The organism is Paenibacillus sp. GYB006 (assembly GCF_036577645.1).
GTDB lineage: Bacteria > Bacillota > Bacilli > Paenibacillales > Paenibacillaceae > Paenibacillus.
Genome location: NZ_JARBDA010000001.1, coordinates 689,692 through 713,285 on the forward strand (window position 1 = coordinate 689,692; position 23,594 = coordinate 713,285).

At 42.3% G+C, this 23,594-nt stretch carries 21 protein-coding genes, 2 tRNA genes and 1 other annotated feature; of the genes, 17 read left to right on the forward strand and 6 right to left on the reverse strand.

The window, feature by feature from the left end; all coding sequences use genetic code 11:
• Window positions 1–71: 71 nt before the first annotated feature.
• From PV403_RS03340 to PV403_RS03350, 3 genes are all read left to right on the forward strand, one after another.
• The gene (locus tag PV403_RS03340; protein ID WP_332083598.1) at window positions 72–1,667 is read left to right on the forward strand and encodes a pectate lyase family protein; all 1,596 of its coding nucleotides are present in this window, start codon (window positions 72–74) and stop codon (window positions 1,665–1,667) included.
• Window positions 1,668–1,849: 182 nt separating this feature from the next.
• On the forward strand, window positions 1,850–3,415 hold the full coding sequence (locus tag PV403_RS03345; RefSeq protein WP_332083599.1) for a glycoside hydrolase family 43 protein: 1,566 nt from the start codon (window positions 1,850–1,852) through the stop codon (window positions 3,413–3,415).
• A gap of 51 nt (window positions 3,416–3,466) precedes the next feature.
• Window positions 3,467–5,056 carry a glycoside hydrolase family 28 protein gene (locus tag PV403_RS03350; protein WP_332083600.1) on the forward strand — a complete coding sequence of 530 codons (1,590 nt, stop codon included), beginning with the start codon at window positions 3,467–3,469 and terminating at the stop codon, window positions 5,054–5,056.
• Window positions 5,057–5,061: 5 nt separating this feature from the next.
• On the opposite strand, the gene PV403_RS03355 is transcribed toward PV403_RS03350, so the two are convergent.
• Entirely contained in the window at window positions 5,062–5,913 is an 852-nt protein-coding gene (locus PV403_RS03355) for a helix-turn-helix transcriptional regulator (protein WP_332083794.1), read from the reverse strand.
• A 125-nt stretch (window positions 5,914–6,038) separates the two neighbouring features.
• Between PV403_RS03355 and PV403_RS03360 the strand changes: the two genes are divergently transcribed.
• Both PV403_RS03360 and PV403_RS03365 read left to right on the forward strand, forming a co-directional pair.
• On the forward strand, window positions 6,039–6,953 hold the full coding sequence (locus PV403_RS03360) for a pectinesterase family protein (RefSeq protein WP_213532150.1): 915 nt from the start codon (window positions 6,039–6,041) through the stop codon (window positions 6,951–6,953).
• Between the two features lie 12 nt (window positions 6,954–6,965).
• Window positions 6,966–8,066, forward strand: a complete 1,101-nt coding sequence (locus tag PV403_RS03365) for a glycoside hydrolase family 88/105 protein (protein WP_213532151.1) — start codon at window positions 6,966–6,968, stop codon at window positions 8,064–8,066.
• Between the two features lie 127 nt (window positions 8,067–8,193).
• Here the strand turns inward: PV403_RS03365 and PV403_RS03370 are convergent, their stop codons facing one another.
• Complete coding sequence (locus PV403_RS03370) at window positions 8,194–9,654, reverse strand: MFS transporter (protein ID WP_213532152.1); 1,461 nt, start codon at window positions 9,652–9,654, stop codon at window positions 8,194–8,196.
• A 180-nt stretch (window positions 9,655–9,834) separates the two neighbouring features.
• Window positions 9,835–10,067: a binding site (T-box leader), on the forward strand.
• A gap of 97 nt (window positions 10,068–10,164) precedes the next feature.
• On the opposite strand from PV403_RS03370, the gene tyrS reads away from it, so the two are divergent.
• The 3 genes from tyrS (at window position 10,165) to PV403_RS03385 (ending at window position 13,198) form a co-directional block, all read left to right on the forward strand.
• Window positions 10,165–11,424 (forward strand): tyrosine--tRNA ligase, encoded by a 1,260-nt coding sequence (tyrS, locus tag PV403_RS03375; protein WP_213532153.1) that lies wholly within the window; start codon window positions 10,165–10,167, stop codon window positions 11,422–11,424.
• Window positions 11,425–11,660: 236 nt separating this feature from the next.
• Window positions 11,661–11,733, forward strand: a tRNA-Lys gene (locus PV403_RS03380).
• Between the two features lie 235 nt (window positions 11,734–11,968).
• Window positions 11,969–13,198, forward strand: a complete 1,230-nt coding sequence (locus tag PV403_RS03385) for an AGE family epimerase/isomerase (RefSeq protein WP_332083601.1) — start codon at window positions 11,969–11,971, stop codon at window positions 13,196–13,198.
• Between the two features lie 21 nt (window positions 13,199–13,219).
• Here PV403_RS03385 and PV403_RS03390 read toward each other — a convergent pair whose 3' ends face one another.
• Window positions 13,220–13,579: a hypothetical protein gene (locus tag PV403_RS03390; protein WP_213532155.1), complete on the reverse strand. Its 360-nt coding sequence runs from the start codon at window positions 13,577–13,579 to the stop codon at window positions 13,220–13,222.
• A 97-nt stretch (window positions 13,580–13,676) separates the two neighbouring features.
• On the reverse strand, window positions 13,677–14,600 hold the full coding sequence (locus PV403_RS03395; RefSeq protein WP_213532156.1) for a S66 peptidase family protein: 924 nt from the start codon (window positions 14,598–14,600) through the stop codon (window positions 13,677–13,679).
• 152 nt (window positions 14,601–14,752) lie between these two features.
• Between PV403_RS03395 and PV403_RS03400 the strand changes: the two genes are divergently transcribed.
• The 3 genes from PV403_RS03400 to PV403_RS03410 all read left to right on the forward strand — a co-directional run bounded on the left by PV403_RS03400 (window position 14,753) and on the right by PV403_RS03410 (window position 17,144).
• On the forward strand, window positions 14,753–15,670 hold the full coding sequence (locus PV403_RS03400; protein WP_213532157.1) for a LysR family transcriptional regulator: 918 nt from the start codon (window positions 14,753–14,755) through the stop codon (window positions 15,668–15,670).
• A 103-nt stretch (window positions 15,671–15,773) separates the two neighbouring features.
• Complete coding sequence (locus PV403_RS03405; RefSeq protein ID WP_213532158.1) at window positions 15,774–16,916, forward strand: 5-methyltetrahydropteroyltriglutamate--homocysteine S-methyltransferase; 1,143 nt, start codon at window positions 15,774–15,776, stop codon at window positions 16,914–16,916.
• A 144-nt stretch (window positions 16,917–17,060) separates the two neighbouring features.
• A tRNA-Leu gene (locus PV403_RS03410) sits at window positions 17,061–17,144 on the forward strand.
• A 56-nt stretch (window positions 17,145–17,200) separates the two neighbouring features.
• Here the strand turns inward: PV403_RS03410 and PV403_RS03415 are convergent.
• Window positions 17,201–18,082, reverse strand: a complete 882-nt coding sequence (locus tag PV403_RS03415; protein ID WP_213532159.1) for an AraC family transcriptional regulator — start codon at window positions 18,080–18,082, stop codon at window positions 17,201–17,203.
• 252 nt (window positions 18,083–18,334) lie between these two features.
• Between PV403_RS03415 and PV403_RS03420 the strand changes: the two genes are divergently transcribed.
• Together PV403_RS03420 and PV403_RS03425 are read left to right on the forward strand one after the other, a co-directional pair.
• Entirely contained in the window at window positions 18,335–19,633 is a 1,299-nt protein-coding gene (locus PV403_RS03420; protein WP_213532160.1) for an alpha-glucosidase/alpha-galactosidase, read from the forward strand.
• A gap of 148 nt (window positions 19,634–19,781) precedes the next feature.
• Window positions 19,782–20,933: a sn-glycerol-1-phosphate dehydrogenase gene (locus tag PV403_RS03425; RefSeq protein ID WP_213532161.1), complete on the forward strand. Its 1,152-nt coding sequence runs from the start codon at window positions 19,782–19,784 to the stop codon at window positions 20,931–20,933.
• 136 nt (window positions 20,934–21,069) lie between these two features.
• Here PV403_RS03425 and PV403_RS03430 read toward each other — a convergent pair whose 3' ends face one another.
• Window positions 21,070–21,660 (reverse strand): helix-turn-helix domain-containing protein, encoded by a 591-nt coding sequence (locus tag PV403_RS03430; protein ID WP_160032977.1) that lies wholly within the window; start codon window positions 21,658–21,660, stop codon window positions 21,070–21,072.
• Between the two features lie 337 nt (window positions 21,661–21,997).
• Between PV403_RS03430 and PV403_RS03435 the strand changes: the two genes are divergently transcribed.
• The 4 genes from PV403_RS03435 to PV403_RS03450 all read left to right on the forward strand — a co-directional run bounded on the left by PV403_RS03435 (window position 21,998) and on the right by PV403_RS03450 (window position 23,590).
• A complete protein-coding gene (locus tag PV403_RS03435; protein ID WP_249717047.1) occupies window positions 21,998–22,513 on the forward strand; it encodes a phage holin family protein in 516 nt (171 codons plus the stop codon).
• Between the two features lie 174 nt (window positions 22,514–22,687).
• Window positions 22,688–22,975, forward strand: a complete 288-nt coding sequence (locus PV403_RS03440; protein ID WP_191798037.1) for a Dabb family protein — start codon at window positions 22,688–22,690, stop codon at window positions 22,973–22,975.
• Between the two features lie 37 nt (window positions 22,976–23,012).
• On the forward strand, window positions 23,013–23,141 hold the full coding sequence (locus PV403_RS03445; protein ID WP_263621304.1) for a hypothetical protein: 129 nt from the start codon (window positions 23,013–23,015) through the stop codon (window positions 23,139–23,141).
• A gap of 5 nt (window positions 23,142–23,146) precedes the next feature.
• A complete protein-coding gene (locus PV403_RS03450; RefSeq protein WP_213532162.1) occupies window positions 23,147–23,590 on the forward strand; it encodes a DUF86 domain-containing protein in 444 nt (147 codons plus the stop codon).
• Window positions 23,591–23,594: the final 4 nt, after the last annotated feature.

Sequence of the window (23,594 nt, forward strand, 5' to 3'; positions counted from 1 at the left end):
TCTTACGGTTGGAGAATGACGAAGGTTGGTACGTTAGATCAATCTCGAATGATATGAACTGGAGGATGTATATGGCGAATCAGAAGAAATTGGTATCTATGATGCTGGCGGTTATGGTAATGATGGCAATATTTTTTCCTTCTGTAGGTCAGGACTACAAAGCTTTCGCAGATCCAGCTTACCCTTATCAGGAGATTAAGATCGTTGGCTCAAATCATGAAAACATAAATATCACAGGATTTAAAGAGAATGATCCGATTAATTTTTGGCCTTCTAATGGAGAGAGCAATGAACGCTGGAGGCTAAGTACAATGGATGGTATTAACTTTAAAATTATTAATATGCGGACTGAAAAGCTATTATCGACTTTAGCGAGCGGGACTGTTGCGAATACGACTGCAGTTCTACGTAGTGATGCAGGTGAGGATGGGCAGCTCTGGAAATTCATCAGTGTAGAAACGGACGTTAACGGAGATGCCTTACGCTATAAAATTGTAAGCAAAAAAGATGAATCGTTGGCATTAACGCTGGATACTTCCAATCAGAGCGTGATCCTCGCGTCTTTTACCGGAGATGTTAAGCAAAAATTCAAGCTCGAGAGTGATGGTCTCATCGGCTTTGCCGGTCATGTTAATGCGGATGGGGGAGAGAAAACCGGGACAATTGGTGGTCTGCTCGGAAAAACAGTGTTTGTATCGGATCTCGCTTCCTTTAAGGATGCTCTTCTGAATCCTGATCCGCTGACGATTGTCATTGCGGCAAACATCAATTCCTTAAATGAAGTGTATGATCTGCGAATCGCTTCGAACAAAACAATTATCGGTTCTTACGGAGCGAATACACTTGTAGATCCCCGTTTACGGACTGATGATTATTTCAAAGTTCAACCGGTAAGCAACAATATCATTATTAAAAATGTGAACATTAGTGTGGAAAACCGCGAAGATGTAGTGGCCATCGCTGTATATGGATCACGCAATATCTGGATTGATCATTCATCATTCTCTACAACGCTGCCACTGGATAAGGATGAAGTTGGGAAGTTTATATGGGTGAATCGTTCCATTTATGCAGCCCAGGATCCTGATTTTGTCACGCTATCGTATAACAACTTCTATCATCGCTATTGGGGAGTTGCCTTTGGAGCAGGATTTGTAGATAAGGATAGAGCAACTGCCGCATACAACAAATTTGATTCGGTCATTCACCGGACACCGCAGCTCGGTAACGGTAAACTGCACGCCCTTAACAACTTTATGGTACGGACACATGCAGGAACGAATAATGACGGTTATTCCAGCTTGAATGTGGGTGCCGGGGGTCAAGTCTATTCTAATGCGAACCGATTTGAGGGCTATCGAAAAGAAAGCAGCGGCTATTGGGATAATGAAGTTTCAGTAGACACAGCCGGATTCTTCACTGATATGGGTTCCTATACGGATAAAGCGGAGACGCCGCCATTTCCGGTTCCTTACCCGCTTCCTGCACCAAACGGAAATTCATCCCCATGGAATCCAATCACGAATTATAACTTCCAAACGCTTAATGCATACAATGCAAACGGAATGGATGTAAAAGGTTTTGTGAACGCATACTCTGGTGCGTCTTCATTTGCTGGGGGAATAAAATACATTCATTATCCAGAACTAAGTGCTTATTTGAATTAGCAAAAAGGAAGTTATTTTACTGTGGGATCGGCTATGCTGGTCCCTTTTTTAGAGGAAGATTGATAATAAAAAACAAAAGAGGACAAATAAAGATAAATTTAAACGATTTGAACAAGCGAACAGAGAGAATTGGTAATTTTCTTACTTTATAATGAAATCGATTCCAAATGGAGGTGTATCTATTGAATACATTCAGAAATCCGATTCTACCGGGATTTTATCCGGATCCATCGGTCTGCAGAGTTGATGAAGATTATTATATGGTCACGTCTACATTTGAGTATTTTCCTGGGGTCCCAATTTTTCATAGTAAGGATCTCGTGAATTGGAGACAGCTTGGTCATGTACTGAGCAGACCTTCGCAGCTGGATTTGGATGGGCTGCTGCCATCTAAAGGAATATGGGCTCCTACGATTCGTTATCACGAGGGCACTTTCTATGTCATCACCACGATGGTGGGAAATGATAAAAGTCAGCACAACTTTTATGTAACTGCATCTGATCCCGAAGGTGAATGGTCAGAACCCGTATGGCTTGAAGATGCACCAGGTATTGACCCATCTTTATTTTTTGATGAGGATGGCAAGGTCTATTACACAGGGAACAGGGTTCCGCCAGAAGGACAGATTCATGCTAAAAATATGGACATTTGGCTTCAGGAACTTGATCTTGCGTCAGGCAAGCTGATTGGAGAAAAGCACAGTCTGTGGCAGGGAGCACTGAAAGTAGCTCATGCGCAGGAAGGACCGCATTTGTACAAAATCGGAAATTATTATTACCTGCTCATCGCAGAAGGTGGAACAGGAAGAACGCATGCCGTAACCATAGCACGCAGTGAGTCTGTGACAGGTCCATATGAGGGATGCAGGTCTAATCCGATTCTGACGCACCGGCATCTAGGAAGAGACGCCGAAATCGTTAACGTTGGACATGCGGAACTCATTGAAACGCAAAATGGGGATTGGTGGATGGTATGTCTAGCTTCACGCCCTTACGGCGGAAATTACCGCAACTTAGGAAGAGAGACGTTTCTTGTCCCTGTCCGCTGGGAAAGCGGCTGGCCAGTAGTGGCACCGGGAATCGGTAAGATTGAGCTAGTCATGAACCGTCCCGATCTTCCTGAACATAAATGGCCCTCCCTTCCGGCTTGCGATCATTTTGATGCGTTAGAGCTCGAAAATCATTGGAATTTCATTCGTACACCGCGGGAAGAATTTTGGAGTTTAAAAGAACGTCCGGGGTATTTACGGCTTCGTTTGAAGCCAGAGTCGATTACAAAACCTGAAAATCCATCCTTTGTAGGACGCAGGCAGCAACATATCAGCTTTGCCTCAAGTACAGTGATGGAGTTTACCCCGCATTCAGAACAGGAGTCTGCAGGGCTCGTGCTGCTGCAAAATATGGATTATCAGTTCCGATTTGTATATGGGATTCGGGAAGGTAATAAGGAAATTCGCCTTGTTCGCAGATGCGGCGGGGAAGAGACGACCTTAGCCGCTCACGTTCTCGATGCTTCCAAGCTGTATTTGAAAGTTGAAGCATACCAGCAGAATTACAGCTTTTTCTACCGGGAACAAGAAGGTCCATGGGTTACACTCTGTGAGAATGTACTTGGTACGATACTCAGCACAGATATGGCAGGCGGTTTTACAGGAGCTTATATAGGTATGTATGCAAGCAGTGAGGGAAAGAACAGCGACAATGCAGCGGATTTTGACTGGTTTGAATATATTGCGCTGACGGAATAAGAAACAAAGACTCACGATTGAAATCGAGCGAAAAAAGGAGCGGAAGAACTTATGGAAAAAATGATACCTGAAGCTTGGTCAAGTGTGAACCAAAATATTGAACTGCCTGCTATACCGGATCGGACATTTGTGATTACAGATTTCGGAGCTGCAGGTGATGGTGTGACAGACAATACGGAAGCATTTCGTTTAACGATTGAAGCATGTCATCAGGCCGGCGGTGGAAAAGTGGTTATTCCTCCAGGGGTATGGAGTACAGGACCTATCGTACTGAAGAGCAGAATAAATCTGCATGCTGAGGCAGGAGCACTAATTAGCTTTAGTCAGTGCAGAGATGACTACCCGCTTATTTATTCAACGTTTGAGGGACTGGCGACTTATCGATGTCAATCACCACTGGATGGGGAAGGACTGGAAGATATAGCGATTACCGGACAAGGGATATTTGATGGCGGCGGAGAGGTTTGGCGACCAGTCAAAAAGATGAAGCTGAATGCACGGGAATGGGAACAGCTCATAAGTAACGGAGGAGTTGTAGATAGTGAAGAGGAGGTTTGGTGGCCTTCCGTAGGTGCCATGAACGGCAGAACCCTGGTAGATCGGCTGGATCAGGAAGGTTGTAAAGATAAGCAGTCGTATGAGGTTGCTAGAGACTACTTGCGTCCGGCGCTCCTAAGTCTGCGGAAATGTAATCGTATCCTGCTCGAAGCAGCTACGTTTCAGAATTCGGCAGCCTGGTGTCTTCATCCATGGGCTTCCAAGCATCTGACCATTCGCTCCATTACGGTTCGTAATCCTTGGTATGCTCAGAATGGAGATGGACTGGATCTTGATTCCTGTTCTTTGGCTTTAGTCGAGAATTGTATGTTTGATGTAGGTGATGATGCGATTTGTTTTAAGTCCGGTAAAGATAAACCTGGCAGAGACTTGGGAATTCCTTGCGAGGATATCATTGTTCGAGGCTGTGTTGTCTATCATGGTCATGGAGGCGTTGTGATTGGCAGTGAAATGTCCGGCGGTGTCCGCCGCGTTCATATCACAGACTGCACATTTATCGGTACGGATATAGGAATTCGATTTAAAAGCGCACGTGGTAGAGGAGGCATTGTCGAGGATATCATTATCCAGAATATTCGGATGAGAGAGATCGCCGGAGATGCCATATCTATGAATATGTTCTACAACGGAAATGAAGGCTCCGGCATCTGGGCAGATGATAAATATCCTATTTCCGATGAAACGCCTATTTTCCGAAATATTCGAATGGAGGGCATTGTTTGTCTTGGTGCCGAGTCGGCTGTTTATGCGGGGGGCCTTTCAGAAATGCCGCTTTCAAATATGGACATATCGAGTTCTATTTTCCAATGCCGCAGAGGAATAAAGCTTGCCCACGCGCAGCATTTTCAGATTAGTGATGTACAATTGTACACCGATCATGGACCTTTGATTGAACTTCATCAATGCCGTTCTGTGTCAGCGGCGGGAGTGAAGGGAGAGTCTCGTGAGGAAGAAGAACGCCAAATCGCTGTTTTTGGAGCCAAAACTGCAGACATTACCGTCCGGCGTTCCGCTGCTGAATCCATGGAGATTATAACGGGGCAAGGTGTGTTAAAAGAAGAAATCAAAAGACTCTCCTATTAAACTTTCTACTTGCTGTGTTGTTTTCGGTAACGCAGGGGAGAGGTGCCCGTCAGTTTTTTGAATGTCTTATTAAAATGATTGATATGTTCAAAACCCGTTTGCTCCGCAATCGACTGTACTTTATCACGTGTTTCAGCAAGTCTTTTCTGAGCCTCGCGGATGCGAACGACTTGTAAATATTCTTTGAAATGGAATCCCGTTAACTTGGAAAAGATTCGGCTTAGATAAGAAGGACTAATATAAAATTGCCGTGCGAGCTGCTCGAGTGTCAGCGGCTGTGCATAATGTTCATTGATATAGTTTGCAATTTCGGATACCTTGGCATGCATGGGATTTCTGTCTTCGATCATGACTTTCTTAGACGGGTCACTATGAAGATGGCGATCGAGGTGGATCAGCAGCTCCGTAAGTAATGAACGAACATAAGCTACATAGTGAAGGGGCTGCTCCCTGCATTCCTTTAGCATTTGGCGCAGAAGGTGTTCAATGTAAGGTTGTTCCTTCAAGGTGAATCTTAGAAGAAGGGATTCACGAAAGGGAAGCTCCACCCCAGTACGAGGGTTACCCTCCGTAAAGAATTGATGAGAGAAACTGACAAGTACCCGCTCGAATTCCGGAACATCCGAACTTGCTGTGGAATGAAAATCATCTGGATTGACGACCATCATATCACCCTTTCGGGCAGTATAGACCGAACCGTTCATAAAATATACTCTTTCTCCATCTAGTAAATAGTAGAGCTCATAATAAGGATGGCTATGAGGTCGTTTCATCGCGGAAATCCCACTTTTTTTCATCAATTGAATCGAAAAGGCGTGTTCGCCGATCATATGTTTTGGTTCAATACGATCACTCAGAGTATATCCCTCCCTAGGAGAATAAATAGAAGAATGATAAATAACACGCATATTCAATCGTAAATTAGAACGATTATACACAATAATGTAAACGTTAACAATAGAGAGGAGAGGTTGATCAATTCATGGATAATAAACAGATCATCGTTGTTTCTAAGCAAGGCACAGGAGACTTTATGACGGTACAAGAGGCTGTGGATTCGGTGGGAAAAGAACCTGTGGTAATTCAAGTAGAGCCAGGAATCTATAAAGAAAAAATTAGGATCCATAAACATTTGCCGGCTATTACTTTTCTAGGAAAAGATCAGAAAAACACCATTCTCACTTACGATGATAATGCACATACCCTAGGGGATGATGGAAGTCCGCTCGGTACTTTCCGAAGTGCGAGTCTGTTTATTTATGCTCCTGACTTCATGATGGAGAATATGACGATTGCAAACAGTTCTGGTCCAGGAACGGGTCAGGCGGTTGCTGCATTTGTAGATGCGGATCGGGCTTTGTTTAGGAAGGTGCGGTTTTTGGGGGATCAAGATACCCTGTACACGGGTCCGGGAAGGCAATATTATGACCATTGTTATATTGAGGGAGACGTCGATTTTATTTTTGGGCCAGCAACAGCAGTATTTGATCATTGTCATATCCACTGTAAACGCAAAGGCGGTTACATTACGGCTGCATCCACACCGGAGAACGAGAAACACGGATACATTTTTCTTGATTGCGTGGTTACAGGAGGCGCTGGGGTAGAGAATGTGTATCTGGGAAGACCATGGAGACCTTATGCGAAGGTCGTGTGGGTCCGAACAAAAATGGATGCGTCCGTTCATTCTTCAGGTTGGCATAATTGGAGTGATCTAGAGAAGGAAAAAACATCTAGATATTCAGAATATGGATCGTATGGACCTGGCGCAAATGATATGGAGCGAGTGACCTGGGCACAGCTCATGAGCAAGGAAGAAGCAAGCGAACTCACACCTGATTTTGTCTTGGGGGGCCTGGATCAGTGGCAGCCAGCAAAGCGTTCCGCAAGGGTGTAGGAGGGCAGGTGAATGGATAATTTCGCGATGCAGCTGGTAACACATTGGATCAAGAACTATCCGATGTTGATTCATTGTACCCGGGTTTCCGATCGTTGGCACTATGAACAAGGTTGCTTGTTGAAAGGAATCCATGATGTTTACAGGTATACGGGAGAGAACTATCTTATGGAATATATCCGGACGAATATGGACCGTTATGTAGACAACGATGGGAATATCCGTACTTATCGGGAGCAGGATTATAATTTGGATCAAATCAATAACGGAAAGATGCTGCTTCAGCTCTATCGGTACACAGGAAAAGAAAAATATGCGCTGGCTGCAAACAAGCTAATCGTACAAATGGACAATCAGCCGCGTACAAAATCCGGTGGATTCTGGCACAAAAAAATCTATCCACATCAAATGTGGCTTGATGGTCATTACATGGCGATGCCCTTTCTAGCCGAGTATGGAACTATGTTTGGAGAGAGGCGTTATATTGATGAAGCAGTGCAGCAATTGATATTGATGGAGGACAAAGCACGCGATTCACAGACCGGACTTTTGTATCATGGATGGGATGAGAGTCGAGGTCAGAGGTGGTCAAACCCTGTTACTGGGCAATCACCGCAGGTTTGGGGGAGGGGAATGGGCTGGTTTGCTATGGCTCTTGTGGATATATTGCCTTTTCTTGAGAGACATGAAGGGAGAGAAGAGGTAGCGGCTATGCTTCAACGTTGTTCCGAGGCAGTTCTTAACGTACAAGATACTCAGACTGGGTTATGGTATCAAGTGATGGATCAGGGCACTCGGCAAGGGAATTACCTTGAAGCTTCAGCTTCTTCTATGTTTACCTATACTCTAAAGAAAGGAAATGTACTTGGAATATTGGGTCCGGAGATGGCTGAGGCTGCTAAGCGTGCTTACCAGGGGATGATAACGAAGTTCTTGTACAAGGACCGTAAAGGGATGCTGTCTGTTAAACAGAACTGTAAAGTCGCAGGGCTTGGAGGGCAGCCTTACCGTGATGGGTCGTATACCTATTATGTTTCAGAGCCTATTGTTGAAGATGATCTTAAGTCGCTGGGTGCCTGCATCATGGCTCTTAGTGCGGTTGAGTATCTGTAGGCCGTGCATCGTGTGAAGAATCATGTTATTTGTGAAAAAAAAGACAGGATCATGGAGTTTACCTGAGGTAAAGTTCCTGTGATCCTGTCTACTTTTGTAATCAAGGGTAAAGAAAATTTGTATTTCCTTAATGATTCAGCACCTGATCTTTTTTCTTGTGAAAGGCAATGGTTACCGAAGTAAGCAATAGGATTACTCCCGTAAATAAGAACCCTCCGATAATACTGAGAGACAGCCATCCTAATACAGAAGATCCAGCAACTACACCTAGAGAGAAGAAGGCATAGAAGTATCCGTAAGCTTTGCCTCGCAGTTCCGCCGTGGTCGCTCTAATGAGCATTGTATTAATAGATGGGAACAAGAGCGCAAAGCCGATTCCATATAAACCGAGTACGATGTAAAGAGCGAGTGTCGTTGTTGATTGGCTAATCAGCAGCTGACTAACTCCAAGCAGGCCCATTCCAATGGCCATCGTTACCGAAGGAGCAACACGATCGAAAATACGATTCGTAGGAAGTACAAACATTAGAACAGCAATGATCCCGAACGTACTCAATAACGTGCCGCTTAATCTTGAATCATATCCAAGCGTCTGCACATGCAGGGGTAGTAAATAAGCGATTACGCCTTGAGAGAACATTAAGAAAAATGCCCCGCAATATGCTTTTATGACCCCTATATTAAAGAACGATCCAGCTGAAGTGTGGACGGTAACCTCTTTCTCTTTCTTAGACACTTTATATTTACGAAGAAAGATAGCAGATAGTACGGCTAGGATAAACCCTAGTACGGCTATGCAAGTGAAAACGAAAGGTACCGAGGTTTTGTTTGCCATAATTCCGCTGAAAGCAGGTCCGATAATGGCGGCTAGACCTACAAAGGTACCGGTGAATGCTACTTTTTTTCCTTGTTCATTATTGAGCGTTGTATTTGCTGAGAAGGTGAACGCAGCAGGAACAATTAGCCCAGCTACAAAACCATGAAAAATACGTACTATAATCAAAAATGTAGGTGATTCGACGAAATAATATAGCAGCAACGTACTGCTGGTTAATAGCAAACCGGCCATAAGTAATTTGAAAGGTCCGATCTTATCCGTCAGAATACCAGATAAAACATTGCCCACCGTATTGGTTAATGAATACAGTCCTACCACAAAGCCTACAATAAATGTGCTTGCCCCGACGGAAGCCGCAAATGTACTCATAACGGGCAGTTGTGCAAATAAATCGATAAAAGAAAAGAAGACAATACTATAAACAATCAGGGCAGGATTAAAAGGCTTCATCTTATATTTGGTTTGAGCTTTCTTCAGCTTAAAATCAAATACAAAATTACCGAACGGGATAAAAGCGACAATAAATGCTACAGCAGACCACCATATGCTCCAATCGACCCGAATAGCAGCATAAAGGATCGCAAGAGCATATAAGCAGAAGATTGCACCGTGAATACTACCCATGATTGAGACTGCTGCATCGATGCCGCCGATATACTTCATTGGCATGGCGATACATAACAAAAATAAAAATGAAAAACCATCTAATAGGCCTGTAATACGCAAATAATTAATTGGATGTGTACGCAATTCTTTTACTCCTAATGCAAATTTTGAACATATAAATTCATTCTAACATTCTCATGGACGATAAAAAATGGGATGACAGAGTAAATTATAACGTTATTGTGAAAACTATCGATTTTACACCTCAACTTCAAAGGTTGACATCAAAAAATTATTTCTCTATACTGTCAATAATCTTATATATGATATACGTTGAAAGAGCCCAGTAGCAGCTTAGTCCCTGTTCTAGAAAGCCGGGGGTTGATGGAACCCGGTACACACTAAGATCGCGAATTACACTCTGGAGTATCTCGGGTAATGCCGAGCGGAAGTGGCGAACGATACCTCGCGATAAAAGCGGCATAAATGGCACACCTGATGTGTGGTGTTCATTTATGCAATCTGGGTGGTACCACGGTTGTTCAATCGTCCCTATGTCTACAATAGACATAGGGACGATTTTTTTTTATGTTTGCCGTGTTGGTCTATCTCTAATTATAAGAAAACTTATGAACCTGAAGGAGTGTTATGACTGTGAATATTATTGATGAACTCGAATGGCGTGACGCCATTAATCAACAAACGGATGCGGAAGGTCTTAGAGAATTAACGAATCAAAAATCAATATCTCTGTACTGCGGGGTAGATCCAACGGGCGATAGTATGCATATTGGTCACTTGATTCCCTTCATGGTACTCAAACGATTCCAACTAGCTGGGCATCGTCCGGTTATTCTGATCGGTGGGGCTACGGGAACCATTGGAGATCCAAGTGGGCGTCAATCAGAACGTTCACTGCAAACACTCGAAGAAGTACAAGCGAACGTGGATGCGCTCACGAACCAAATGAAAAAACTGTTCATTACAGAAGGCGATAACCAAATTCGCATGGTTAACAACTATGACTGGACCCATAAGATCAATGTCATCGAATTCTTGCGCGACTATGGTAAAAACTTCAGCCTCAATTCCATGCTTGCTAAGGATGTTGTAGCAAGCAGACTCGAAAGTGGTATTTCCTTTACTGAATTTTCTTACCAAATCCTGCAGTCTCTTGACTTCTTGCATCTGTATCAGAATGAAGATGTTCAGCTGCAGATCGGCGGTTCTGACCAATGGGGTAACATTACAAGCGGTCTAGATTTGATTCGGAAAAAAGAAGGAGCAGAAGCAAAAGCGTTCGGTCTGACGATTCCGCTGATGCTGAAAGCTGATGGTACGAAATTCGGTAAATCAGCGGGTGGTTCGATCTGGCTTGATCCGAAGAAAACAACTCCATTTGAGTTCTACCAATTCTGGGCTAACACAGATGATCGTGATGTAGTGAAATACCTGAAGTACTTTACATTCCTCTCCAAAGAGGAAATTGACGAGCTGGCTGAAAAAGTACAGACAGAACCGCATAAACGGGAAGCTCAGAAGAAGCTTGCTGAAGAAATGACAAGATTTGTACACGGCGAGGAAATGCTTGAGCAAGCGCTTCGTATTACAGCTGCACTCTTTAGCGGAGATATTAAATCCCTTACGGCAGATGAGATTGAGCAAGGGTTTAAAGAAATGCCGACTTTTGAAGCAACCAATGAATCGAAAAATATCGTAGACTGGCTTGTTGATCTCGGTATCGAGCCATCTAAGCGTCAAGCACGTGAAGATATTACAAAAGGTGCAATTTCGATGAATGGTGAGCGAGTTACGGATGTGAACTTTGAAGTGACAGCAAGTGAAGCCATTGGCGGTCGGTTTATCATTATCCGTAAAGGTAAGAAAAACTACAGCTTGGTAAAAATGTCTTAGTAGACAGTTAGTCCACAGTAAGGCCTGCAACGTTTCTTCACAAGGTAACTAAGTTCAATACAATCGTAAACTGCGGGACACTTTTACGTGTTCCGCGGTTTTATATCATCTAACTAGATATATCCGCCGCAGGTTCGATCTATGATCTAGGCAAGAAAATAATAGATTTATATTGCAAAAATGAATTTCATATGTTAATATAGACACATTGATTGATTTTTACATGAAAACGACATGGGTTCTTAGCTCAGTTGGTAGAGCAGTTGACTCTTAATCAATTGGTCGAGGGTTCGAGTCCCTCAGAACCCATCCTATCTAAAGATGGCGAGTATTCGCCGTCTCAGACTGTAGATAACTAGTTTGAATTACTAGTTCATCTACAGTCTTTTTTTTGTTTTTATGTATTTATCGCTCATTTTATACTTGCGAATATTCCTTCTTATTCCTAGGTGATAAGGTGAAGGATCTAGTTAAATTTAGGGTAAAGGAGATAGAGAACGAATTTATCTGCTTTACAATAAATACGGATAGGTGGTGTTTTGTCATGGCAGTCATTAATGGGAATCAATTTATGGAACTTTCCTTCCTTGAGAAACATATTTTAGATACCGTTGATTTTTATGCTGAGCATGTAGAAGACGAAATCAACGGAGGTTATTTTAACACTTATTTGGATGATGGAACGGTATCTGATGCTGAGATTAGACCGCTCGTAGGAACAACTCGTTTGATTTACATTTATAGTTCTGCGGCTATTTTAACGGGTGCAGATAAATACCGTGATTTGGCGAAGCGTGGTTTAACCTACTTAGAAGAAATACACCGTGATAAAGAATATGGCGGATATTATTGGAAAGTCAAAGGGCGGAGAGTAGAGGACAACAGAAAAATGGCATATGGACATGCTTTTGCTCTTTTAGCTGCTGCTTCAGCTTATAAGGCCGATATTGCCGAAGCAAAACCGATTATAGAGCATATATACGAAATACTTGACCAGCACTTCTGGCGTGAGGAAGACGGATTATATGTGGATGAAATAACGGCAGATTGGTCGCTAACGTCTCCTTATCGCGGACAGAATGCAAACATGCATCTGTGTGAAGCAATGATGGCAGCTTTTGAAGCTACAGGGGACGGTAAATATGATGAACGAGCTAGAACAATTGCACATTCGGTGATGTTCAAGTTACTTCCTCAGTCCGGTACAGAAATGTTATGGGAGCACTACGATGAGAACTGGAAGATTGACTGGGATTATGAAAAAGGGAATACAAAAAATGAATTCCGTCCCTATGGATTTGTGGTTGGACACTCGATTGAGTGGAGTAAGCTGTTGCAACTGCTAGATCGACATCAGCCGGAGGAGTGGCTGTTTCCAAGGGCAGAAGCTCTTTTCCGACATGCGACAAATAAGGGAGTGGATCGAAAATATGGAGGTATCGTATTCGCGATCTCTCCCGATAACAAGTCCGTTATCGATAATGATAAAGTATATTGGGTACAGACAGAGGCTCTAGGAGCTGCCGCCTTATTTGCAGCGAGAACAGACTCAGAGGAATATAAAGAGTTCTATATTTCTTTATTTGACTACTGCTTTACGCATTTTGTCGATCATAAACATGGAGGATGGTATGAGCAGCTTGATCGCCGGAATGCCTTGTATAGTACCTTGAAAAGTCCGTCTCCTAAGGCGGATTACCACCCGATTACGAATGCCATGACTGCTATGCTCGCATTTGGAGGCGCAGCGATGAAATCAAGACTAAAAATGTGATCTTAACGTAAATCATCTAAGCTACATTTGTTCTTCTAGTTTGTCTACGTACAATTTAGCAGATTTCAGATCCATATCTTTTACTTCTCTGAGCTTTTTGATAGCAGCAATTTTTTGACCTTGTTGGACCATGAGTAGGAGCTGTTCATCAAATGCTGTTACTTTTATTTTCTCAGATGACGTGTTAAAAGAGACAGCTTGACCTTGATTCGGATCAGAAACAGGTGAGTAGGGAGTAAAATCTGCTCGACCTGTTTGATTTCTGATAAGATCAAGTTCAAGCTGAATTTCTTTGATTTGGCGTTTTACTTTCATTACGATAAGCAGCAGGATACATGATAAAAAAACCGCAAGTGTGGCAATGAGTTCGGCAGGTTCCATCTTGAGAATTCTTCCTTTCTTTTATACGATGACTACTAGATAGTGAATCGAAGGAGATTCCTTTTTATGACAGTATAACATAGCCGTTAGATGTGCATCAGGGAAGAACAGTGGGCTCGACCACAGTCAGCTGATTGACCTCTGTATTCAGATTCACAACGGCTCCAATGGGAAGGGCAGCCTTATAAATACCGTGAGCTGTCGTTACATTAGTCATTAAAGGTTTACCTAAGGGTACAATAACGTCTTCAATGAGTTCCTGATAGGATACACCGTAAGCTTCCAGACAACCTGTACATTCGCCCATAATGATCCCCGCGCACTCTTCTAGTTTACCAGCGAGCTGAAGATGATTTAAATAGCGGTAGACGGTATTCGTAGGCTCATGCGTCTCTTCCAGTACGAGAATTTTGTTCCTGATATCAATCTCATAAGGGGTACCCAAGGTATCAACAAAAGAAGTGAGGTTTCCTCCGACAAGCGGACCTGTCACATTTCCCGGGATGCGGCTTATCATCGGAATACTTGGAGGGTTAGAGATACGGCGAGTAGGAGTGGGAATGGAAGTGGCGGTGAAAAACTGTTCAAAGTTATAAGCAGGGGTCTGGAGAGTAAAGTCAATTAACATCAAGCTTTGAAGTGTAATCAGATCGGCATATTGATAAAGGGCGTTAAGCAGAATGGTAATGTCGCTGTATCCTGATATCAGTTTCGGGTTGTTACGTATGATATCAAAATCAAGATAAGGAAGGATCCCTGCTACCCCCGTTCCTCCCCGAGTGGGAAGAATTAACCTGACCTCATCATTTTGAAACATTGCCATTAGATCTGCCGCTCGGTCTTCATCTGTACCCGCTAGAAAACCATCTTGCTCATATACATGTTCACCCACGATCGTGTTTAGCCCTGTAGATCTCAAAACCGCAATTCGCGCATCAATCGTTGCACGGTTCAGCGGACTCCCAAGGGTGACAATTCCAACGGTATCTCCTCTACGCAGAATCGGCGGTGCAATAGCCATAGATTCTTCACCCCATTTTCAGATAGTTACAAATCTAAATACTTATTGATTATGTAGATACATAGTGAAACATACCGAAATTTTAGCGATAAAACAAATCTTACTACTGGTATAATGAGAATAGAAATTTTCACCTGAGAAAGAGGGATGGTATGGCCACACTTACCCAACTTAAATATGTTATTGAGGTAGCCAATCGAGGTTCGATGAACGAAGCAGCTAAACGACTTTTTATATCACAGCCGAGTTTATCCAAGGCAATTCGTGATCTGGAAGAAGATATCGGCATTACTATTTTCGAACGTACCAATAAAGGAATCTCGCTTTCCATGGAAGGCGTTGAATTTATGGGATATGCAAGACAGGTTGCTGAACAAGCAGAACTTCTTGAGAGTCGGTATATGAACGCTAAACCTTCGCCGCAACATTTTGCCGTATCCACGCAGCACTACGCTTTTGCTGTAAATGCTTTTGTTAAGCTGGTTCAGCAGTATGGGCAGGAGGAATATGAACTTGCACTCAGAGAAACCAAGACACATGAAATCATTGAAGATGTAAAAACGCTGCGCAGTGAAATTGGAATTCTTTATTTAAATGAATTTAATAGTAAGGTGATGAGTAAATTGCTCGATGCAGCGAACCTGCATTTTCATAGTTTGTTCACAGCGAAGCCCCACATTTTTATTAGTGTGCAGAATCCGCTTGCAAGGCAATCGAAGGTTACCATTGAGGATTTAGAAGAGTATCCTTATCTGTCATTTGAACAGGGTGAATATAATTCGTTTCATTTCTCAGAGGAAATTTTAAGTACGTTATCACATAAAAAAAGCATTCGAGTAAATGACAGAGCAACATTATTTAATCTTTTGATTGGTTTGAACGGCTATACGATTTCAACTGGAGTTTTGAGTGCGGATTTAAATGGCCATGATATTATCCCTGTACCGCTGGATTATCATGAGACTATAAATGTAGGCTGGATCTCTCATAAAAATGCGATGCTTTCAAAGCTAGCACTAGCCTATGTAGAAGCCTTGCAGGAAGCAACGCAAAAATTTGATATAGTCTAAAGTTATAACCAGCTATAGTTTATAGGAGTTATACTATAACTGATCGATCATGGTATCTTTCAATTATGAACTTATGGATTACCAATTAAAGGAGATCGATGATATGAGCCAAATTACTAAAGCAGGTACAGTGAGGAGTGTTACTCCCTATCGTTATGATGTGGTTGGAAGCTTCTTACGCCCAGAAGCGTTAAAACAAGCCAGAGCTAAATTTCAGGCAGGGGAAATTTCTGAGGCAGAATTAACAAAAGTGGAAGATCAGGAGATTATTCGTCTCGTTGAAAAGCAAAAAGAAGTGGGCCTAAAGGCTGTTACCGACGGAGAATTCCGTCGTTCTTGGTGGCATCTCGATTTTATGTGGGGACTCGATGGAGTAGAGAAAGCAAGTGATGTCAAAGGCTACCCATTCCAAGGGGAAACCACAAGAGGAGAAACAGCACGCCTTGTGGGTAAAATCGGATTTTCTTCTTCTCATCCATTTGTTGCACATTATCAATTTTTGAAAGAAGCAGCAGGCGATGATGTGGTAGCTCGTCAAACGATTCCTGCACCGGCACAGTTCCTCTCTGAGCTTTATCGTCCAGAGAATAAAGCTGCTATAGATAAGTTCTACAGCAGTGAAGAAGAACTTGTAAAAGACATTGCTAAAGCTTATCATGATGCCATTCTTGCCTTTTATGAAGCAGGTTGCCGCAGTATTCAGCTTGATGACTGCACATGGGGAATGCTGTGTGATAAAAACTATCTGGAAGCAAAACAGCAAGCAGGCGTGAACGTTGCTGACACGGCTAAGCTGTATGCAAGGCTTAATGAGCTGGCGGTTTCCTCTTTGCCATCTGATCTTATCGTTACAACACATGTATGCCGTGGTAATTATCATTCCACATGGGCATCTTCAGGCGGATATGAACCGATCGCTGAAACTTTGCTTGGAATTGATAACATTTCAGGTTACTATCTTGAGTTCGACACGGACCGTGCGGGAGATTTCAAACCTCTTCGTTTCTTGAAAGAAGATCAACAGGTGGTACTTGGTCTATTCTCATCTAAGATTGGGGAGCTGGAGAGCAAGGAAGAAATTTTCAAACGTATTGAAGAAGCAACGGAGTATGTTGATATTAACCGGATTTGCCTTAGTCCTCAGTGCGGATTTGCTTCGACAGAAGAAGGAAATATTTTGACAGAAGAACAACAATGGAACAAACTTGCTTTTATTAAAGAAATCGCAGAGCAAATCTGGCAATAAGCCACATGTAATCATCCCTCTGATGCTACTCGGAAATGAGCTTTCTTAGAAAGCCATTAGCATTTCAGAGGGATTTTTTTGATTCTCACTTATACTTGCTAATCTCAAAAATTACCATTATAATACAGGAATATGATAGATTATGCGGCCGTGGCGGAATTGGCAGACGCGCACGGTTCAGGTCCGTGTGGGTTCACCCCCGTGGAGGTTCGAGTCCTCTCGGCCGCATCTTACTTAAGAAAGGTTCGTCACTTTGCTCTTGCAGCTATAGTGACGAGCCTTTTTTATTGTCCATTTTTCTTTTCGTGCGTTCTTGTTGCTGCATTCCGGTAGTCAGTCGGTGACATACCAAATTCTTTGCGGAACTGCTTGGAGAAATATAAAGCATCATTAAAACCAACAGATGAGGATACTTGGTCAATGGTCAGATTTCCTAATAGCAATTCTTGAGCTTTCTTTAGCCTGACGTTCATCAAATATTGTTTAGGCGAGTATCCCGTCTTTGCTCTGAAAGCCTTAGATAAATGCGCTCTATGGTACCCAAGTGTTGAAGCAATATGCTGAATACTGATCTGCTGAGGATATTGGAGGGAAATCCAGCGTATGGCATGCTCAACCTGGCGGTCAATCATAGTGGGGAGATCTCGCTCAGGGGACTGGATCGAGTCAGCATTAGCTAGACCAAAATGATGAAGAAGCAGTCGCATCCAGCCAGACGCCTCTAAATTTTCCATCTCCGAATAAGCAGATTGCCGAAAAGAAAGACGGATTCGTCTGAATAACTCATGAGCAGTAGACACATCTGTGGTATGCAGAACAGGTCGCTCTTTCGTTACACCTATTTTTCTTAAATAGGAGGATACGGTAACCCCTTGTATTGCCACCCAAGTATAGTGCCAAGGGTCAGAGGAGTCGGCCTGATAACGAAATAAAATACCCGGGAAGATAAAAAAAGTATCCCCTTTTTTGCAAGGGTAGGATACTCCATTACACTCAAAGATACCTTTTCCATCAAGGACGGTATGTACGAGATAATATTCATGTACAGATGGACCAATTCCATGAGAGGGTTCAGGTCTTCCTTCACCTGAAAATAAAACAGCGGGTTCATTCAGATCCGGATTGGGGTTGATAGCTACTTCGAAATGAGTATGCTCTTGGTACATATAAGTTCCTCCCGTTCTAGTTCAATGATCTAGAATCTCTCTTTTTAATAATGCAACAAACGTCCATATATGTCTTGTGTTTCTCCATATTTATTTCTCTCTTATTGTTTTATATTGAAAGCGTAACAAAAAAACAAAGAATACAATAAAAACACCGTAATACAGGGTGAAACTAGATTTTTAACGACAGTGAGTCATGAGTTGCATCGTAACAAGTGAATATTTTTAATTGCAGCTAAGGAGGAATGAAAGATGGACAAGATTACATTTATCGGGGCAGGAAGTACCGTGTTTGCTAAAAATGTGTTAGGTGACTGTATGATGACCCCTGCTTTGCAAGGTTTTGAATTAGCTTTATTTGATATAAATCTAGAGCGACTGACCGATTCAGAGAAAATGTTGAATAATTTGAAAAAGAGCGTGGGCAGCACATGCAGGGTTACAGCTTACACCGATCGTAAGGAAGCGCTGAGCGGAGCTAAATATGTGATTAATGCGATTCAAGTTGGCGGATATGATCCTTGTACGATTACCGACTTTGAAATTCCGAAGAAGTATGGTCTTCGTCAAACGATTGCCGATACCGTTGGCATCGGCGGCATATTCCGTAATCTGCGTACGATTCCAGTTATGATGGACATCGCTGCTGATATGCGGGAAGTATGTCCTGATGCACTATTTTTGAATTACACGAATCCTATGGCTGTGCTCACGAATGTAATGAATACATACGGAGGAATCAAAACCGTAGGATTATGTCATAGTGTGCAGGTATGTGTACCTCATATGTTTGAACACCTTGGCATAGATCAAACGGGAGTACAGGCGAAGATCGCGGGAATTAACCATATGGCATGGCTCCTGGAAGTAACGCGGGATGGGGAGGACTTATATCCAGAGATTAAGCGAAGAGCAGCGGAGAAGCAAAAGGAATCTCATGGAGACATGGTTCGATACGAGATGATGCTGAAGTTTGGTTATTACATCACAGAGTCATCTGAGCATAATGCGGAATATCACCCTTACTTTATTAAAAAGAATTATCCGGAACTCATTGAAAGATTCCAAATCCCGCTTGACGAGTACCCGCGGCGGTGTGTGGAACAAATCGCAGGCTGGGAACGTATGCGGGATGAGATTGTGAATAATACGGAACTGAGACATCAGCGTACTCACGAATATGCCTCCTACATTTTAGAAGCGATTGAAACCGGTATTCCTTATAAAATCGGCGGTAATGTAATGAATCAAGGTCTTATTACCAATCTTCCCAAAGAAGCTTGTGTAGAAGTACCCTGTCTCGTGGATCGCAGTGGAATAAGCCCGACATTCGTTGGCGATCTGCCTCCGCAGTGTGCAGCGCTTAATCGGACGAATATTAATACACAGCTACTTACCATTGAAGCAGCGATGACAGGCAAGAAAGAACATATTTATCATGCAGCAATGCTTGACCCACATACAGCAGCAGAACTTTCTATGGATGATATCATCCATATGTGCGATGAATTAATAGAGGCCCATAGAGATTGGCTTCCCGAATATAAATAAGTGATCCTTAGCTAGTTTGGAACATATTAAGGTGATAAAAGACTGTTCAGACACTTTAACCGTGTTAGAGCAGTCTTTTTAGTTGACAATTTGTACGTACATATTAGACACTGGAGAGTGAATTCATCTTACAGGAGGCGTTTTAGTCATGGATATGAATGAACGTATAGAAAGATGGAATGAAGAGGCGAGTCATTGTGAATGTGGATCAGCACATTATAAAGTGAATATTCAGATTTCTATGGAAAAAGGGGCACTGCAAAAGATTGCACCCTATGTGGTGAGTCAAGGTTATAAACAGGTTAGCGTCGTTTACGATGAAAATACAGGAGAGGCTGCGGGAAGAAAAGTCGCAGGTCTTCTCGGAGATGCCGGCATTACGGTAAGTGAAGTACTCCTTAACGCTAACAAAGCAGGAGATGTAATTGCTGACGAAGCATTTATTGTAGAGCTGCTTCTGGCCCTTTCCCATAGCAGTGAGGCGGTTCTTGCCGTAGGATCAGGAACTATTCATGATCTGGTAAGAATCGTATGTTTTAAAATGAACATTCCGTTCATTTCTGTTCCGACCGCAGCTTCCGTCGATGGATTTACTTCTGCAGGAGCGCCCCTGGTTATCCGCGGGGTGAAACAAACGTTTCAGGCGACGGCACCCCATGCTATTTTTGCCGATCTAGAAGTTCTGTCTGCAGCTCCGCAGGTACTGACGGCAGCTGGTTTTGGTGATATGCTGGGTAAATTTACATCACTTGCAGATTGGAAAGTGTCGCGTGATCTCGGGAAAGAACCATTTTGCCCGCTCGCTTATCAAATGACAGAGGAAGCACTGAATAGGTGTGTTCTTCATGTGGATGATATTGCAGAAGGGAGCGAGAAAGGTGTATCTATCTTGATGGATGCGCTCATTGTTTCCGGGATTTCGATGCTTCTGATCGATCATTCTCGCCCAGCATCAGGAGGAGAACATCATATTTCTCATCGTCTCGAGATGAGATTTATGGAGCAGGGAAGACATGCTATTCTTCATGGAGCTAAGGTAGGAGTAGCTTCTGCGCTTCTAACTGACATCTACCGCGATTTGTATCACGCAGAGAATGTCTCTGCTTTTGAAGCATATAAAGATTTGCCACAAAGAGAGCAGATGCAGGATTGGCTTAGCAAAGTGGGCGGACCTGCAACACTTGCAGACATGAATGTATCAGAATCTGAGTTTAAAGATGCAATGGCTATCGCTCATACCCTTAGACCCCGTTATACGGGGTTGACGTATAGAAATGAGAAAGTTGTTCCTAACATGTAATCAATGAATGAACATCTGTAACACATACGCTAATTCTGTAAGGAGTATTGTCATATTGTACGTACAAATGATTAAAAAAGGATGTTCCAGGCAGAGTGTTGCATCATCTGCTTTGGAACATCCTTATGTATTCAGTCTATGAATTTTGTTTTAATATGGCATCCGCAAATAAAATGGATTTTGGAATTTTAAAAAATTGCTCTGCCTGCTCTTGAAATGCCGGTGAAGGCAAAGTTCCTTGATGAAGCCATTTGCGGAAGGTTCCTGGATGTACGCCGATCCAGTGACTTACGTCCGTTACGGACAAATCATGTACCATACAGAGTCCCGTAAGAATGCGATTGCTCACAGGAGAACGGGTCACCGTCCGTTTCATAAAACGAGAGGCTTCAGGCTGACAAATGACAGGACTTGTACGAATTACTTCTTCATTGAACAAAATGTGGCGCGGATAACCAAGCAACTGACATACCTTTTCGAGATTGGTATTTCCAGGAATACGACCTTCATATACCCATGCGCTTACACTGCGGGAAGATATAGATAAATCTTCTGCTAATTGAGACAATTTAATGTCATTAGCCATGAGGACAGCAAGCAAAATTCGATTGCGGACCTGACAGCGAGTCGGTCTGCGGAAACGCTTAACGCGGACGCCTTTTCCTAGATATTTGCGGTTGATCAGAGACCAGGCCTGGATTGAGTGTTGATCTTGTTGTTTAGGCATATTTCCTCCGATTTTTTAATCAAATACTACAACAAGTAATGTTCACTTTCAAGTATACAGTTAACAGTGGATAAATAACCTTTTTATATGCGTTAAGTCCTTGTTAGATGAATATCGAACTATTTTTAGAACCATATAATGTATATTATATCTATTTTATAGGATGTTTTTATGCGTTTTTTTTATTTTACCCATAAAAAATAGGTCTAAAATACTAATTTTATCTTTCGTGAAAATCAAATTTATTGTCTTTTCCTATACGAAGTAGTTGAAAGTACTGTCAAATTTTATCTGTTTTCATAGATTAATAGGAAGGAGGAAAGAAGGGGGGCTGAAAGTGAACCCAGCACTGATTAATGTAGGTTTGGTAGGAATGTTGTTTACGTATGCATTTGGGGGCTGGTCTGAACTCTTGATTTTCTTGTGTATTGCTATGGCTGTAGACTATATAACAGGTGTAGCAGCTGCCATCAGAACAAAAGAAAAACTGAACAGTGAAATCGGATTTTGGGGACTGAGCCGGAAAGGGCTCATACTTCTTGTCATTCTGATTGCCAATCAATTAGATCTGTTGATGAATACGGATATGATAAAAGGAGGAGCCATATATTTTTATTTGGCCAATGAACTGATCTCGATCACTGAAAATTACTCTCGTATTGGTTTTCCTATCCCGAATATCTTGAAAAAAATGATTTATGTTTTGAAATGGCAGTCAGATGAAGAAGAAAAGAAAGAAAAAGAATCGTATGAAAAAGAATCGAATGAAAAGATGACGAGAAAGACGAGCACTGAGCAAGATGTAACAAATAAAGATATAGAAGCAGCATCGGAAGAAGACTCCAAAAAGTAAAGATCGAAGACTTGGTGAAGGACTATCTTTTCGTAGATGGAGCCTTTTTTTTATTTACTTAAGAGAAACGAGGCTGATAATTTTCCAATGTTCGCGTGTTTATGATATATTTTTTGTAACGTATCTAAACAACTGATAAATAAGAACTACTTATAGACAAAGGAGCCGATATATATGATTAAACACATTGTATTCTTCAAACTAAAAGATCGTTCAGAGGAAGCGATTCAGCGTACGGCTGAAATTCTTCGCAGTATGGATGGAAAGATGGAATTTGTAAGATCGCTGGAGATTGGCGTAGATGTCCTAAAAACAGAGCGTTCTTTTGACATCTCCCTTACGGCAGTAGTTGATTCCCTGGAGGATCTAGAGGCTTATCAAGTTCATCCTGTTCACCAAGAAATTATCAAACATATGAGCGAAGTCAAAGACTCTGCTGTTGCAGTCGATTACGAAGTGTAAGACCATATCTTAACAAGTAGAGAGAGGGAACTTACAAGTGGGCGATTTAAAAGATGTAATGGAAACCATGTTTATACTGATCGTCATTTTAATCGCATGTCCTGTCATGCTCATCTGGTTAAAGCGGAAAAACAAACGTAACCGACAACATACGAAACGGATGTGACTTCAATGTACTACGTAAATATAGATCAAATTAATTTACGCCTTAACAGTGTTCCTGAAATTACAGCTGCACTTAGGGAAGTTTCTTCGAATTGGGATGGAAGCCTGCTGTACGGCATGGTTCAGGAAAGAGCACTTCATCTGGCTATAGAGACAGTGACAGACGTTGGAAGTTACCTCATTGATGGTTTTATTCTTCGTGATGCGAGCAGTTATGAAGATATTGTTGAAATTGTTCATGAAGCAGGAGCTTTTGACGAAGAGAGTTACCGTTTATTTATGAATCTTGTGTCCCTTCGTAAACCGCTCGTTCAGGATTATTATGCCTGGGATCGGACAAGTCTTCATGAGATGACAGTACAGCTGCCTGCTGTATTGGACCGTTTTGGAGAACAGGTTCGTGCATATCTTGAGCTTGAACTCGGACCGTTTCAGAAAGCCAGAAGCTAATAAA